This is a genomic window from Nostocoides sp., assembly GCF_037045025.1.
GTDB lineage: Bacteria > Actinomycetota > Actinomycetes > Actinomycetales > Dermatophilaceae > Nostocoides_A.
In genome coordinates this window covers 716453-731815 of record NZ_JBAOHM010000011.1, presented here as the reverse complement: position 1 = coordinate 731815, position 15363 = coordinate 716453, and the positions used below count along the sequence as shown (strand labels likewise).

Sequence of the window (15363 nt, the reverse complement as noted above, 5' to 3'; positions counted from 1 at the left end):
CCGGATCAGATGAACTTGCGGGCGGACAGGAACGCGGCGAGCTTGGTGCCACCGTCACCCTCGTCGGTGACGATCTCGCCCTGCTCACGCGGGGGCCGCTTGGTGACACCGACAACCGCGGTGTAGGCGCCGGCGAGCCCGACGCTGCCCGGGTCGACGCCCAGGTCGGCCAGGCTCCACGTCTCGACCGGCTTCTTCTTGGCGGCCATGATCCCCTTGAACGAGGGGTAGCGCGGCTCGTTGATCTGGTCGGTGACCGAAACCAGGGCGGGCAGCGAGGCGGCGATCGTCTCGCTGGCCGCGTCGCCGTCGCGGCGGGCGGTGATCTTGCCGTCGGCGACGGTGATCTCGGCCGCCATCGTCACCTGCGGCAGACCAAGCCGTTCGGCGAGCATGGCCGGCAGGACGCCCATCGAGCCGTCGGTGGACGACATGCCGGCGAGCACCAGGTCGGGGGTGCCGACCTTCTTGATCGCCTCGGCCAGCACAAGTGACGTGCCGAAGGCATCGCTGCCGGCGATCGCCTCGTCGCTGACGTGGATGCCCTTGTCGGCGCCCATCTGCAGGGCCTTCTTGATGGCGTCCGCAGCGGCCTCGGGCCCGATCGTTAAGACCGTCACCTCGCCGCCGTCGCTGCCCTCGGCGAGCTTGAGCGCCTCCTCCACGGCGTACTCATCGAGCTCGGACAGCAGCCCGTCCACGCCCACCCGGTCGGTCGTGAAGTCGTCCTCGAAGCCGCGCTCGGCCTGTGCGTCCGGCACGTACTTGACACAAACCACGATGTTCATATCGCTGTTCTCATCCTGTCCCTTCGGGCACCCGCATCGGGGCGCTTATGGCTCGAACCATCCTCTCAGCCCCACCGGGCCCCATCCCGGCCCTCCAACGTGATACCCAACACGCCCCCTTTCCCGCCCGACCCACGCGCGCCGCAGCCCACGAACCCCACCCTCACGAGTGAGTGCACGACGGGACGGCAATGCGAGTTGTCTCCAGGTCGAAGCAGAAACGCACCACGTGAAAGCGGAGTGAGACACACGAAGCGAGTGCGACGCACGAGCGAGCGCGGCATACCTGCCGCGCGAGCTGCAAGCCCACCGAAGACCGCGGGTCCTAGCGTCCGCTAAACCTCGCCTTCCCAGGCCCGTTCGCGACGAACGAGGCCATCCCCTCGGCCCGGTCCTGCGTCGCGAACAGCGAGGCGAACAGCATGCGTTCGATGTCCAGGCCGGTCTGCAGGTCGACGTCCAGGCCCTTGTCGATGGCTTCCTTGGCCGCGCGCAACGCGATCGCGGCGCCGCCGACATAGCGGGACATCCGCTCGCGGGCGACGGCGTAGACCTGGTCGGGTTCGGCGAGTTCGTCGACCAGGCCGATGTCGAGGGCCTCCTGGGCGCTGACGAACCGGCCGCTGAACACGAGGTCCTTGGCCTTGGCCGGCCCGACGAGCCGGGCCAGGCGCTGGGTGCCGCCTGCACCGGGGATGATGCCGAGGAGGATCTCGGGCTGGCCGAGGGTGGCGTCGTTGGCCGCGATGCGGAAGTCGCACGCCAGGGCGACCTCGCAGCCGCCGCCGAGGGCATACCCGGTGATCGCCGCAACCGTGGGCTTGGGGATGGCGGCCAGCGCTCGCGTGAACGCCTGCAACCCGACCGAAGCCTTGGCCATGTCGACGAAGGACATCGCCTCCATTTCCTTGATGTCCGCGCCGGCGGCGAAGACGCGTTCGCCGCCATAGACGATGACGGCGGCGATGTCGTCACGCTCGCTCACCTCGGCGGCGGCCTGGCCCAGCTCGGCCTGCACCTGCAGGTTGAGCGCGTTCATCTTGGGCCGGTCCAACCGGATGGTGCCGATGCCGTCCTCGACCTCGACGCGCACGAATTCGCTCATGATCCCGCCCCCTGCTGGCCGCCATTGAGTCCGAACGCCGATCCGGGCTGGCCCGAGAGGGGCTGCGGACCGGAGTCGTCGGCCAGCGGCATATCCGGGCCGGCCTCGCCGAGGGCGCGCTGGTGCCACAGGCCAACAGCGTGCAGAACGAGCGGGATCGTGATGCTGAAGAGTCCCCGCAGATCGGCACCCTGGGGCAGCAGATGCTCGGAGGTCACGAGCAGCGTCTCGTCGGCCAGGGCCGTCTTGACGACGTTGAAGGCGACGTTGACGTCATTGCAGACCTCAAGGCGCTCCAGGCGGTCCTCGGGGACGGGCGCGACCAGGCGCCACTGCCCGAAGACGCGAACGATCTCGGCGTCCTCCTCGGTGGCCCTGATAAACATCTGCTGGTCCTGGAAGACGAAGGCCACATCGCCGTCCTGGTCGACGTCGGGCGTCAGGTCCAGTTCCTTCAGGGCCGCCACGACCCGGTCACGCAAGGGCGGTTGCTCCGGGGCGGTGGGCGGCGGGTTGCCGCCAAAACCGGGGAGATTGGGTAGGGCTGTGGGATCTGTCATACGGCCAACGCTACCTCTGCGTAGGCTACCCCTCATGTCTGCGTTGTCTCGCGACCTGCCGCCGTCGCCGGGCATGCATCTGGTCGCGGGTGGCGCGCAGTTCGCTGTCTTCGCCGAGAACGCCGACGCCGTCACGGTGGTTGTCCAGAACGGCGACGGGATGCCTGGCGAGCGCCGCTATCCGCTGACCGATCGCGCCCACGGCTGGTGGTGGGGGTTGCTCGACGGAGTCCTGCCCGGTCAGCGGTATGCCGTGCACGCCTCCGGACCGCACAACCCCGCCAGTGGCCTGCATTACGACCCGGACATTCCGCTGCTGGATCCCTATGCCCGCGCGATCGACGAGCGCGGCCTCGGGGTCGTGATCTCGGAGGCCTTCGACTGGGAGGGCGACCAGCGCCTGCACCGCTCGTGGTCCGACACGGTGATCTACGAGATGCACGTGCGGGGGATGACGATGCGCCACCCGGACGTTCCGCCTCACCTGCGCGGCACGTATGCCGGTCTGGCTCACCCCGTGGTCGTCGAGCACTTGCGCCGGCTCGGTGTCACCGCGGTCGAGTTCCTTCCGGTTCACGCGAGCGCGAGTGAGGAGCACCTCACCAGCCGCGGGCTGGGCAACTACTGGGGTTACAACACGCTCGGCTTTTTTGCCCCGGAGCCCCGCTTGGCCGCCGCGCGCGACCCCCAGGGCGTGGTCGATGAGTTCAAGGGCATGGTCAAGCTGCTGCACCGTGCCGGCATCGAGGTGCTGCTCGATGTTGTCTACAACCACACCGCCGAGCAGGGGGTGCGGGACGGGCGGACGCTGTCCTGGCGCGGGCTGGACAATCGCACCTACTACCGGCTCGACGGCGCCGGGCGCGACGTCGACTTCTCCGGCTGCGGCAATACCCTCGACCTCAGTCATCCCGAGGTGATCCGGCTCGTCCTGGACTCGCTGCGCTATTGGGTGCAGGACTGCCACGTCGACGGATTCCGCTTCGACCTGGCGGTCGCCCTGGCCCGCGGCAAGGACCACGCCTTTGACCGCGACCATCCCTTCCTCGTCGCCGTCCGCACCGACCCTGTGCTATCCACGTGCAAGTTGATCGCCGAGCCATGGGACGTCGGCCCACACGGCTGGCGCACCGGGCAGTTCCCGCCGCCGTTCGCCGAGTGGAACGATCGATTCCGCGACGACGTGCGCACCTTCTGGCTGACCGATGTCGCGGCGCGGGCCCACCACCATCGCGGTCACGGCGTCCGGCACCTGGCAACCCGCCTGGCCGGCTCGGAGGATTTCTTCTCTGGCCGGGGACCGATCGCCTCGGTCAACTTCGTGACCGCGCACGACGGCTTCACGATGGCCGACCTGACGGCCTACAACGAAAAACACAACGAGGCCAACGGCGAGGGCAATCGTGACGGCAGCTCGCACAATCGGTCGTGGAACCACGGCATCGAAGGCCCCACCGACGATCAGCACATCCTCGACCGGCGCCGCCAGACGATCCGCAACCTGCTCGGCACGCTCCTGCTGGCCCACGGGGTGCCGATGATCAACGCCGGCGATGAGTTCGGGCGCACCCAGCGGGGCAACAACAACCCCTATTGTCAGGACAACGAGCTGACCTGGTTGAACTGGCAGCACAAGCCGTGGCAGCGGGCCTTGCTCGCCACCGTCGAGCACTTGACGTCGCTGCGCCGGCAACTGCCGGTCCTTCGGCAGCGGCACTTCCTTACCGGCGAGTCGGTCACCGACGGTGGGCCGGCGGATGTTTCCTGGTATGGCGGGGACGGCGAGCCGATGACGGCGGCCCATTGGGAGGATCCGTCTGGCACGGTGCTGCAAATGCTGTTGAGCGGCCCGCAGCGGGATCGGACCAGTGTCCTGCTCGTCTTCAACGGCGCAGTCACCGAGCGGATGGTCGTCCTGCCGCCACCCCCCAACGGGCCCGCCTACCACCTGCTGTGGGACAGCGCGCTCGAATCCCCGGTCAGCGACGTGGAGATGCGCGATCCGGGCCCGGTCCACGTCGCTGCCTGCAGCATCCAGGTCTGGGGATGCGATCCCCCAGCGTGACCCTGCTCCCCCGTCCGTCGGCTCCTCGCCTCGGGAGCCCAAGCGATAGCGTGGAACCGTGACTGCGTCGCCCCCACTGTCCGACCGCCCGCACGACAAGCGGCCGCCCGCTCCGGCCCCCACCCTCCCGGTGTCAACGCCGCCGCAGGTGCCGGTCGGCCGGATACCCGTCCAGGATGTCCGCCCGGTCATCGACCACGGCCTGCGCCCGGCCAAGGCCGTCGTCGACGAAACGTTCACGCTCGATGCGACGGTCTTGCGTGAGGGCCACGACGCGGTCAACGCCACCGTCGTGCTCACCGCACCCGACGGCCAGCAGACGCTCATCCCGATGGAGTGCATCAACCCCGGCCTCAACCATTGGGTCGCCGAGGTGACGGCGAGCTACCCGGGGAATTGGACCTATCGGGTCGAGGGGTGGTCGGACCCCTACGGCACGTGGGAACACGACGCGAGCATCAAGGTCGCCGCCGGCGTCGATGTCGAACTCATGCTCACCGAGGGCGCGCTGTTGCTCGAACGCGCGGCCGAGCAGCCGGGGCGAAGCGGTGACGGCCGCCTGCTGCTCGATGACGCCGCCAGCGTGCTCGCCGACACCGACCGGTCGGTGACCACCCGCCTGAGCGCCGGGCTAGACCGGGCAGTGCGGGAGGAAATGTCGCGGCTGCCGCTGCGCGACATGGTCAGCCCGAGCCCCGACTACCCCCTGCTCGTCGAGCGCGAGCGCGCGCTATATGGCGCGTGGTATGAGTTCTTCCCCCGCTCCGAGGGCTGCTACTACGACACTAACACCGAGGCGTGGGTGTCGGGGACCTTGGTGACCGCGGCCAAACGACTGCCGGCCATCGCGGCGATGGGTTTCGACGTCATCTATCTGACCCCGATCCACCCGATCGGCCGGGCTGCACGCAAGGGCCCCAACAACACCCTGGGCGCCGGCCCGCACGACCCGGGCAGCCCGTATGCCATCGGCTCGCCCGACGGTGGCCACGACGCGATCCACCCCGAACTCGGGACCTTCGACGACCTCGATGAGTTCGTCGCCGAGGCCGAGCGCAACGGACTGGAGGTGGCGATCGACATCGCCTTGCAGGCCTCCCCCGATCACCCCTGGGTGAGCAGCCATCCCGAGTTCTTCACCCGGCGCGCCGACGGCACGATCGCGTATGCCGAGAACCCGCCGAAGAAGTATCAGGACATCTATCCGCTGAACTTCGACAACGACCCGAGCGGGGCCTATGCGGAGGTGCGTCGCGTCATCCAGGTGTGGATCGACCACGGCATCAAGATCTTCCGCGTCGACAACCCGCACACCAAGCCGGTTCAGTTCTGGCAGTGGCTGATTCAGGACGTAGCCAAGGAGCACCCGGACGTCATCTGGCTCGCCGAGGCGTTCACCAAGCCGGCGATGATGCACCTGCTCGCCAAGGTCGGCTTCCAACAGAGCTACACCTACTACGCCTGGCGCAATGGCGCGGGCGAACTCCGGGACTACTGCACCGAACTCGCCGGGGAGAGCGCGGCATACATGCGGCCGTCGTTCTGGCCGACCACGCACGACATCCTCACGCCCTATATGCAGTTCGGCGGGCTGGCGGCGTGGAAGCTGCGGGCCGCTCTGGCCGCGACGCTCGTGCCCACCTACGGCATCTACGCCGGCTACGAACTCATGGAGCACGTCGCCCGTCCCGGCGCCGAGGAGCAGATCGACAACGAGAAGTACCAGTTTAAGGACCGCCGCTGGGCGGACTACGAGCCGGGCGGGCCGAAGGAGGGGCAGTCCCTCGCCGGCTACCTCACCACGATCAATGCCATCCGCAAGGCGCACCCGGCACTGCGCTGGCTGCGCAACCTGCGCTTCCACCATGTCGACGACGAGAACATGCTGTGCTTCTCCAAGGCACGCCGGCTGCCCGACGGCAGCGAGGACATCATCATCGTCGTCGCCAACCTCGACCCGCACAGCACCCGCAGCTCGATGGTCCGGCTTGACATGCCGGTGCTCGGCATGGACTGGCCGGACAGCTTCGAGGCCCACGACCTGATCACCGGCGAGACCTGGACGTGGTGGGAGCACAACTACGTGCGCCTCGGCCCGGAATGGGAGCCGGTGCACATCGTCGCGGTGCGGAGGCCTTGAACCTTGGCCATCCTCCATCCCGACGCCACGATCATCCCCAGCAAGCTGGAGGTGATCTCCGGCTGGATCGCCGAGCAGCGCTGGTATGCCGCAAAGGGCCGCTCCCCGAGGCTGCGCCGGCTCTCGTCCTGGCGGTTGGACGATCGGGGCGGGCAGGTCGGGATCGAGACGGTTATCGTCGCCGACGACGCGAGCACGCCGCCGACGGTCTATCAGGTGCCGCTCACCTATCGCGGCGCACCGGAGCCGACCCTCGAACCTGCGCTGATCGGCGTCGTCGAGCACTCGGTCCTCGGCACCCGCTGGGTCTATGACGCTCCGCACGACCCGGTCTATGCCGGCGAGCTGTTCGCGCTGGCGACCGGTCAGGTCCGGGCGGCATCCAGCGCCGAATCGGATGCCGTGGACCCGGACATCGCCGGGATCGCGACAACGGGCGAGACCCTGCGGCTGATCAGCTCGCGGGTGTTGACCGGCGAGCAGTCCAACACCTCGATCATCGCGGTTGCCGCCGACGGCGCGGGTGGCGAACGGCCAGTGATCATCAAGGTCTTTCGCACACTGGCCGACGGTGACAACCCGGATGTCGTGGTCCAAGGGACGCTGGCGGCGGCGGGAAGCACGCGGGTCCCCGCGAGCCTGGGCTCGATCAGTGGGTCCTGGCCGGCGCCCGACGGCGGGCCGAGCGCCCATGGGCATTTCGCCTTGGCCCAGGAGTTCCTTCCCGGAGCCCAGGACGCCTGGCGGGAGGCGCTGCTCGCCGCTCGGACCGGAAGCGATTTCACCGACCAGGCTCGGTTGCTGGGCGACGCCACCGCGGAGGTGCACGAGGTGCTCGCGGCCCAGTTGCCGACCGAGCCGGCCGACGCCGGCCGCATCGGCGAAACCCTGGCCGGCATGCGGGCGCGGCTGGCCGCGGCGCTGGCCGAGTGCCCGCAGCTGGCGCGGCATACGGACGCGGTGGAAGCGATTTTCACGGCGGCGGAGCAGGCCGATTGGCCACCCTTCCAACGCATTCACGGCGACTTCCACCTCGGCCAGGTGTTGTTGGTCCCGGGCCGCGGCTGGGTGCTGCTCGACTTCGAGGGCGAGCCGTTGCGGCCGCTCGCCGAGCGCAACCGCACCGACCAGACGATGCGCGATGTCGCCGGAATGCTGCGGTCCTTCGACTACGCGGGCGGTTCGCTGGAGCAGGAGACTCGCGGCTTCTCGGCGCGCGCCTGGGTGGCCGCCGCCCAAGACGCCTTCGTCGCCGGGTATGCCGCTCGCGCCGGCTCGGATCCGCGCACCGCGGGTCCCTTGCTCGGCGCCTATCTCGTGGACAAGGCTCTGTACGAAGTTGTCTATGAGACCCGTAATCGCCCGACGTGGGTCGGGATTCCACTCGCCGCACTCGATCGGCTCCTGCCCCACACGGATGCCACCAAGGAGGAACTCCCGTGAGCCCCACTCCCCCCAGCGCCCTGCCAGGAGCACGATGGTCGTTGGCCAATGGCCGCCATCAGCAGCCGCATGACCTGCTCGGCCAGCACCTGGAAGAGGACGGCCTGCGGATCCGCGTGCTACGTCCGTTGGCCGAGTCGGTCCAGGTGCGTTTCGAGGACGGCGAACTCCTCGACCTGGTGCACGAGTCCGACGGCGTCTGGAGTGGTTTGCGCCCCGGGACGACGGCAGCGATGGACTACCGAGTGCGGACCGCCTGGGGTGATGGTGTCGTTCACGAGGCCGACGATCCGTATCGCTTCGCGCCGACCGTCGGTGAGATCGACCGGTTCCTGTTCAACGAGGGTCGGCACGAGCAGCTGTGGCAGGTGCTCGGCGCGCACGTGCGCACCTACGACGGTCCGCTTGGCTCGGTGACCGGAACATCCTTCTCGGTGTGGGCTCCTCGGGCCAAGTCGGTATATGTGGTGGGCGATTTCAACGGGTGGGATAACCGTGCCCACCCGATGCGGTTGCTCGGCAACTCCGGAATCTGGGAGCTGTTCGTCCCCGACGTCGGCCCGGGAGCCACCTACAAGTTCCGCATCCGCGGCGCCGACGACGTCGAGCGCGACAAGGCCGACCCGATGGCCCGGCGCACCGAGACCCCCCCGCGGTCCGGGTCGGTCGTCCACGACAGCAAGTACGCGTGGCAGGACGCGGAGTGGGAGGAGAAGAAGCACACCCACAACCCGCATACCGGGCCGATGAGCATCTACGAGGTCCATCTTGGCTCCTGGCGGCACGGGCTCTCGTATGTCGAGTTGGCCGAGCACCTGGTCAACTACGTCGCCGATCTCGGCTTCACGCATGTCGAGTTCTTGCCGGTCATGGAGCACCCGTTCGGTCCGTCGTGGGGCTATCAGGTGACCGGCTACTTTGCGCCGACGGCGCGCTTCGGCACCCCCGATGACTTCAAGTATCTCGTCGACAAGCTCCATCAGGCCGGGATCGGCGTCATCCTCGACTGGGTGCCGGCCCACTTCCCCCGCGACGAATGGGCCTTGGCCCGCTTCGACGGGCTGGCGCTCTATGAACACGCCGACCCGCGCCGGGGCGACCAGCCCGACTGGGGCACACACATTTTCGACTTCGGCCGCAAGGAGGTGCGCAACTTCCTGGTCGCCAACGCCTCCTACTGGCTGGAGGAGTTCCACATCGACGGCTTGCGCGTCGACGCGGTCGCCTCCATGCTCTATCTCGACTACTCCCGGCGCAGCGGCGAGTGGCTGCCCAACCAATACGGCGGCCGGGAGAACATCGAAGCGATCGGCATGCTGCAGGAGGCGAACGCGACGGCCTACAAGCGGTCTGCGGGCGTCGTCACGGTCGCCGAGGAGTCAACCTCCTGGCCCGGGGTCACCAAGGCGACCTCGACCGGGGGTCTCGGCTTCGGCTTCAAGTGGAATATGGGGTGGATGAACGACACGCTGCGCTATCTGCAGCGCGACCCGATCTATCGGCAGTACCACCACAACCTGCTGACGTTCTCCCTCATGTACGCCTACAGCGAGAACTACATCCTGCCGATCAGCCACGACGAGGTCGTGCACGGCAAGGGCTCGCTGCTCGGCAAGATCCCCGGCCACCGCTATGACCAGCTGGCGACCCTGCGCGCCTATCTCGCCTACATCTGGAGCCACCCCGGCAAGCAGCTGCTGTTCATGGGGTGCGAGTTCGCCCAGCCGAGCGAGTGGGCCGATGGGCGCTCGCTGGACTGGTGGCTGCTCGATCACGCGGCGCACTACCGGGTGCACAACCTCGTCAAGGAACTCAACGAGATCTACCGCAGCCACGAGGCGCTGTGGGCGCAAGACAGCAGCCCGGCCGGGTTCGAGTGGCTCAACCCGCACGACCATGGCGGCAACACCTTGTCCTATGTCCGGTTCGGGCAACAGGATCGCGGTGGCAATAGTGCGGTGGTGGCGGTGATCAACTTCGGCGGCGACCCGCGCGACGGGATGCGCATCGGCTTGCCGTATGCCGGAGAGTGGGACGTTGTCCTCGACACCTCGGGCTTCGACGAGTACGGCTCTCCCAGCCAGGCCGGGGTCACGATCACCGCGCAGGGCCAACCCTGGGACAATCAGCCCTACAGCGCAACGATTTTCGTCCAAAAGCTCTCGGCGATCTATCTCGCGCCCAAGCGCGACGAACCGGCATCGGTCGAGGCGCCAGCGGCCGTGTCCGTTGCCCCGCCGGAGATCGTCGCCTCGTCGAAGGACGCACCCCGCAGCGGCTGACGCGCCACGCCGGGCCCGGTGCGCAGCGGCGACATCGGCCCGAGCTTTGGCAGAGAGCAGGCAGATCCGACTCGGGGTCCCGTTCGAGAGCGGTCAGTGCAAGGATGACACGCATGAACAACCCTCGCGCCGGTCAGCCCGCCCAGCCGTCCGATCTCGTCGATGTCCCCCACCTGATCACCTCGTATTACGTGGACAAGCCCGACCCCGAGAACATCGACCAGCAGGTCGCCTTCGGAACCTCGGGCCATCGCGGGTCCTCGCTCAAGACGTCGTTCAACGAGGACCACATCCTGGCCACGACCCAGGCGATCGTGGACTACCGGCGCGAGCAGGGCTTCGACGGACCCCTGTTCATCGGGCGGGACACGCACGGCTTGTCCGAGCCGGCGTGGGCGTCGGCCTTGGAGGTGCTCGCCGCCAATGATGTCACGGTCCTCGTCGACTCGGCCGACCGCTACACGCCGACTCCCGCTGTCTCGCATGCGATTTTGACCGCCAACCGCGGCAAGATCGGCGGCGTTGACGACCTTCCCGCGGGCATCGGTCTCGCCGACGGGATCGTCGTCACGCCGTCGCACAACCCGCCGACCGACGGCGGCTTCAAGTACAACCCGCCGCACGGTGGCCCCGCCGACACCGACGCCACCAAGACCATTGCCGCGGCGGCCAATGCCTACATCAAGGCGGGCCTTGCTGGGGTCAAGCGAATCCCATTTGCCCGGGCCCGGCAGGCCGCGCAGTCCTACGACTTCATGGGCATCTATGTCGCCGATCTGCCCAATGTCGTCGATCTGGCCGCGATCAAGGACGCCGGTATCCGCATCGGCGCCGATCCGCTCGGCGGCGCCGCCGTCGACTACTGGGGAGCGATCGCCGAAGCCCACGGGTTGGACCTGTCCGTCGTCAACCCGCTCGTCGATGCGACCTGGCGGTTCATGACGCTCGACTGGGACGGCAAGATCCGGATGGACTGCTCCTCGCCCAATGCGATGGCGAGCCTGATCGCCCAGCGGGAGACGTATCAGATCGCCACCGGCAATGACGCCGACTCCGACCGCCATGGCATCGTCACCCCGGACGCCGGCTTGATGAACCCGAATCACTATCTCGCGGTGGCGATTCAGTATCTCTATGGCGGCGCACGGGCGGGCTGGCGAGGGGACGGGTTCATTGGCAAGACCCTCGTCTCCAGTTCGATGATCGACCGGGTCGCCGAGGATCTCGGCCGGCGGCTCGTCGAAGTGCCGGTCGGGTTCAAGTGGTTCGTGCCCGGCCTGCTCGACGGCTCCGGACCCTTCGGTGGGGAGGAGTCCGCGGGCGCGTCCTTCCTGCGCTTCGATGGGACCGTGTGGACGACCGACAAGGACGGCATCATCTTGGCCTTGCTTGCCTCCGAGATCCAGGCCAAGACCGGCAAGAGCCCCAGCCAGCTGTATGCCGAGTTGACCGCCAAGCACGGCAGCCCGGCATACGCCCGGATCGACGCGCCGGCCAACAGGGAGCAAAAGGCCAAGCTCGGGGCTCTATCCCCCGCGGACGTCGCCGCGGAAACCCTTGCCGGCGAACCGATCACGGCGAAGCTGACCGAGGCGCCGGGCAATGGCGCCAAGATCGGGGGGCTCAAGGTGGTCACCGAGTCGGCCTGGTTCGCCGCCCGTCCGAGCGGCACCGAGGACGTCTACAAGATCTATGCCGAGTCCTTCAAGGGCCCAGACCACCTGGCCCAGGTGCAGGCCGAGGCCAAGGACGTGGTCGGCGCCGCCCTGGGCTAGAGGTTCACAGCGGTCCAGGGTGTCCCGGCTCGTGGCCGAACACCAAGGATGTGCGGCTGTGGGCCACGGCCGGGTTGGTCGTGACCTTGTCCAGAATCCAGTCCCGCAGGGCGCTGGCCGACGGGACGGCGACGTGCAAGAGGTAGTCGTCGTCCCCGGCGACGTGGAAGCTCTGGATCACCTCGGGTAGCCGGGAGACGGTGGCCGTGAAGGTGTCGATGTGCCGGCGATCGTGGGCGCGCAGCCGGATGGCGACGATCGCCTGCACCGGGCGCCCGACGCGCTCGGGATCGAGGTCGGCGTGAAAGCCGCGAACCACGCCGCGGTCGATCAGTTGCCGCACCCGCAGCAGGGCGGTCGAGGGTGCCACCTTGGCGCGCGCGGCAAGACGGTTGTTCGCGATCCGGGCGTCCGCAACCAACGCCGCAAGGAGGGCGCGGTCGACGTCGTCCAACTCGGCATACTCCCGAATATTCTTCGACATCGAGCGATCTTACCGCCCGTATCTTCGATTTCAGGCCCCCGGGAGGGAGTGTGCGCGGGACGATGTTCGCAGCCGCCCTCCGCACCCGCGCCACCTGCGACCCTGGCGGAATGACATCGTCGTCCCGGCCCCACCTCGCCACCACTGCCGTGCATGCGGGACGGGGGGACCTGACCGACCTCGGGGTGCATGCTCTCCCCATCGATCTGTCCACGACTTACCCCCTGCCCGATGTCGTCGCGGGCGGAGCGGCATACGACCGGATGGCCGGTGGCGGGCGGCCCGAGACCGGTGACCCGCTGGTCTATGCGCGCCTGTGGAATCCCACGGTCGCCCGCTTCGAGGAGGGGGTCGCGCAGCTCGAGGGTGGCGCCGAGGCGGTGGCCTTCGCCAGCGGCATGGCGGCGACCACGGCGCTGCTGCTCGCCAGGGCGGCGGCGGGCAAGCCGCACGTGCTCGCGATCCGCCCGCTGTACGGCGGCACCGACCACCTGCTTGCCACCGGCCTGCTCGGGACGCAGGTCAGCTATGTCCATGCCGAGGAGGTCGCCGAGGCGATCACCAAACGCACCGGCTTGGTCATCCTCGAATCCCCCGGCAACCCGACGCTGGACCTGGTCGACATCGCCGCGGTGGTTCGTGCGGCCGGCGATGTCCCGGTCGTCGTCGACAACACCTTTGCGACGCCGGTGTTGCAGCGCCCGCTCGAGCACGGCGCCCGGGTCGTGCTCCACTCGGCGACGAAATTCCTTGGTGGACATGGCGATGCGATCGGTGGGGTGATCGTCGGCGACGCCGAGATTGCCGCGATGGTCCGGCCGATCCGGGCGATCACCGGCGCAATCCTGCACCCGCTGGCCGCCTATCTCTTCCACCGCGGCCTGGCCACCTTGCCGATCCGCGTCGAGCGCCAGCAACACAGCGCCACGGTGATCGCCGCGGCCCTGGCCGAGCACCCGGCGATCCGCCGGGTCCTGCACCCCTCGCTGCCGGGCCAGGATCCGCTCGGCTTGATCGGGCGCCAGCTGGCCGGCCCCGGTGCGATCGTCGCCTTCGAGATGATGGGCGGCTACGAGGCAGCGCTGTCGGTCGCCAAACAGGTGCGCCTGATCACCCACGCCGTCTCCCTCGGGGGCGTCGACTCGCTCATCCAGCATCCGGCCGGCCTGACCCACCGCGTCGTGGCGGACGAGGCCAAACCCAATGACGGCATCCTGCGCCTATCGGTCGGCCTGGAGGACCCCGGCGACCTGCTCGCCGATCTGGAGCAGGCGCTGCCCTAGGGTTGGCCGGGGCTCAATCGGCCTCGGCGCCCTCGGCTACGGCGAGTTCCCCGAGCATCCAGGCGCACCAGTCGACGGCTGCGCGTCGGCTGCGGACGCCGCCTTCGAGCGTCAGGCGGGAGGCAAAGAGCGGGTGGGTGCGATCCCGCGAGTCGGGGTCGGCGCTCACCTCGGCCAGCTCGGTTTCGTATGCCGTGAGCCGGCTGGCGTGCCGCGCGTACGCCCGCTCGACCAGGGCTCGGGCGCTGCCCGGGTCGACCGTCCACATCGACCACATTTTGAGGGTTTCGAGATCGCGGGTGGGCGGCTCGACCAGCTCGCCGGCGACGAACTCACGCAGCGCATCCAGGCCCGCCGCGGTGATCGCATAGCGCTTGGTGGGGCGTGGTCCGGCCCCCTCGATCACCGTATGCCGCACCAGCGCGCGATCCTCCAAGGACGCGAGCGCGCCGTAGATCTGGCTGTGGTGGGCGCTCCAGAAGTAGCCGACCGGTCGGCCCATCATCCGGGCCAGGGAGTAACCGGTGTGCTCCCCGCGAGCCAGGACGCCGAGCAATGCCGCTTCCAGGGTCGACGTCATCGCGCCAGCCTAGCCCGATATGTCACTATTGACATATGCGACCCCATCGAGTCCTCGCCATCGCGACTGCCGTGATCTTCGCCGCCGGATGTGGGGGCACGGCCAATGACCCCACGTCCGACGGGAGCGCCAGCGCGACGTCGCCGAGGCCGTCTGTCACCCCACCGATCAAGGAGATCCGAGCCAGCGTCGAGGAGCGCTGCCACTTCCCCTTCGAGGGCACGATCGAGGGCATCCGAGTCGATGCCGAGAGCACGCTGGCGATTGCGACCGTGGGCACGGGCCCCACCGTCGTCGTCATGCTCCCGCAAGTGAGGGGCGGCATGTGCGGGGCGATGCCCTATGCGCGCCTGCTCGCCGAGAAGGGCATCGCGGCCGCACCGATGGACCTCTGCGCAGATGGCGATTCCAGCTGTGGTCCAACGGTTTCCAAGGATCCTGCGAAGCAGGTTGGGGCCGCCGTGACGTGGGCACGGGAGAAGCTGGGTGCCGACCGGGTTGTCGTGATGGGTGCCTCTGCCGGCGGGTCGACGGCATTGGGGGTGGCCCAGCAGGCGGGGGCCGACGCCGTTGTCGATCTCTCCGGGCCAGCGAACTGGCCGGGTGTTCCGGAGGCCGAAGAGGCCGCCAAGGCGACCACCATCCCCCTGCTGATCATGTGCGCCGAGGCCGATCAGGGCAGCTTCCCTGCCCGGCTGCGTCAGGCCGTCAAGGGCTCCCCCGCCAAGGTCAAGAAGTATGTCGCGGCGGCCGGGGGACACGGCTGGACGATGCTCACTCGCGATGCCACCGTCGAGTCGCAGCCGAGCATGGACGGCAAGATCGTCCTCGATTGGGTGCTCAAGCCGACGTCGTGAG

The 15363-nt window shown here is 68.6% G+C and carries 12 protein-coding genes; 7 read left to right on the top strand and 5 right to left on the bottom strand.

Annotated features, from left to right (window positions below):
• Nucleotides 1-5: 5 nt before the first annotated feature.
• The 3 genes from V9G19_RS14650 to V9G19_RS14640 all read right to left on the bottom strand — a co-directional run bounded on the left by V9G19_RS14650 (nucleotide 6) and on the right by V9G19_RS14640 (nucleotide 2453).
• The gene (locus tag V9G19_RS14650; RefSeq protein WP_462286138.1) at nucleotides 6-788 is read right to left on the bottom strand and encodes an electron transfer flavoprotein subunit beta/FixA family protein; all 783 of its coding nucleotides are present in this window, start codon (nucleotides 786-788) and stop codon (nucleotides 6-8) included.
• Nucleotides 789-1113: 325 nt separating this feature from the next.
• A complete protein-coding gene (locus V9G19_RS14645) occupies nucleotides 1114-1893 on the bottom strand; it encodes an enoyl-CoA hydratase/isomerase family protein (RefSeq protein WP_462286137.1) in 780 nt (259 codons plus the stop codon).
• Nucleotides 1890-2453 (bottom strand): T3SS (YopN, CesT) and YbjN peptide-binding chaperone 1, encoded by a 564-nt coding sequence (locus tag V9G19_RS14640; protein ID WP_462286136.1) that lies wholly within the window; start codon nucleotides 2451-2453, stop codon nucleotides 1890-1892. Before V9G19_RS14640 ends, V9G19_RS14645 begins: the two co-directional genes overlap by 4 nt.
• A 34-nt stretch (nucleotides 2454-2487) precedes the next feature.
• Here V9G19_RS14640 and glgX point away from each other — a divergent pair, with 34 nt between their 5' ends.
• The 5 genes from glgX (at nucleotide 2488) to pgm (ending at nucleotide 12158) form a co-directional block, all read left to right on the top strand.
• The gene (glgX, locus tag V9G19_RS14635; protein WP_462286135.1) at nucleotides 2488-4518 is read left to right on the top strand and encodes a glycogen debranching protein GlgX; all 2031 of its coding nucleotides are present in this window, start codon (nucleotides 2488-2490) and stop codon (nucleotides 4516-4518) included.
• Between the two features lie 58 nt (nucleotides 4519-4576).
• Nucleotides 4577-6658 carry an alpha-1,4-glucan--maltose-1-phosphate maltosyltransferase gene (locus tag V9G19_RS14630; RefSeq protein ID WP_462286134.1) on the top strand — a complete coding sequence of 694 codons (2082 nt, stop codon included), beginning with the start codon at nucleotides 4577-4579 and terminating at the stop codon, nucleotides 6656-6658.
• Between the two features lie 3 nt (nucleotides 6659-6661).
• Complete coding sequence (locus tag V9G19_RS14625; RefSeq protein ID WP_462286133.1) at nucleotides 6662-8101, top strand: maltokinase N-terminal cap-like domain-containing protein; 1440 nt, start codon at nucleotides 6662-6664, stop codon at nucleotides 8099-8101.
• On the top strand, nucleotides 8098-10383 hold the full coding sequence (gene glgB / locus V9G19_RS14620; RefSeq protein WP_462286132.1) for a 1,4-alpha-glucan branching protein GlgB: 2286 nt from the start codon (nucleotides 8098-8100) through the stop codon (nucleotides 10381-10383). Before V9G19_RS14625 ends, glgB begins: the two co-directional genes overlap by 4 nt.
• 113 nt (nucleotides 10384-10496) lie before the next feature.
• On the top strand, nucleotides 10497-12158 hold the full coding sequence (gene pgm / locus V9G19_RS14615) for a phosphoglucomutase (alpha-D-glucose-1,6-bisphosphate-dependent) (RefSeq protein ID WP_462286131.1): 1662 nt from the start codon (nucleotides 10497-10499) through the stop codon (nucleotides 12156-12158).
• A gap of 4 nt (nucleotides 12159-12162) precedes the next feature.
• On the opposite strand, the gene V9G19_RS14610 is transcribed toward pgm, so the two are convergent.
• Nucleotides 12163-12642, bottom strand: coding sequence for an Lrp/AsnC family transcriptional regulator (locus V9G19_RS14610; RefSeq protein ID WP_462286130.1), 480 nt, complete (start codon nucleotides 12640-12642; stop codon nucleotides 12163-12165).
• A gap of 110 nt (nucleotides 12643-12752) precedes the next feature.
• Between V9G19_RS14610 and V9G19_RS14605 the strand changes: the two genes are divergently transcribed.
• Entirely contained in the window at nucleotides 12753-13925 is a 1173-nt protein-coding gene (locus V9G19_RS14605; RefSeq protein WP_462286129.1) for a trans-sulfuration enzyme family protein, read from the top strand.
• A gap of 13 nt (nucleotides 13926-13938) precedes the next feature.
• On the opposite strand, the gene V9G19_RS14600 is transcribed toward V9G19_RS14605, so the two are convergent.
• Complete coding sequence (locus tag V9G19_RS14600) at nucleotides 13939-14505, bottom strand: PadR family transcriptional regulator (protein WP_462286128.1); 567 nt, start codon at nucleotides 14503-14505, stop codon at nucleotides 13939-13941.
• 35 nt (nucleotides 14506-14540) lie between these two features.
• Here V9G19_RS14600 and V9G19_RS14595 point away from each other — a divergent pair, with 35 nt between their 5' ends.
• Complete coding sequence (locus tag V9G19_RS14595) at nucleotides 14541-15362, top strand: alpha/beta hydrolase family protein (RefSeq protein WP_462286127.1); 822 nt, start codon at nucleotides 14541-14543, stop codon at nucleotides 15360-15362.
• Nucleotide 15363: the final 1 nt, after the last annotated feature.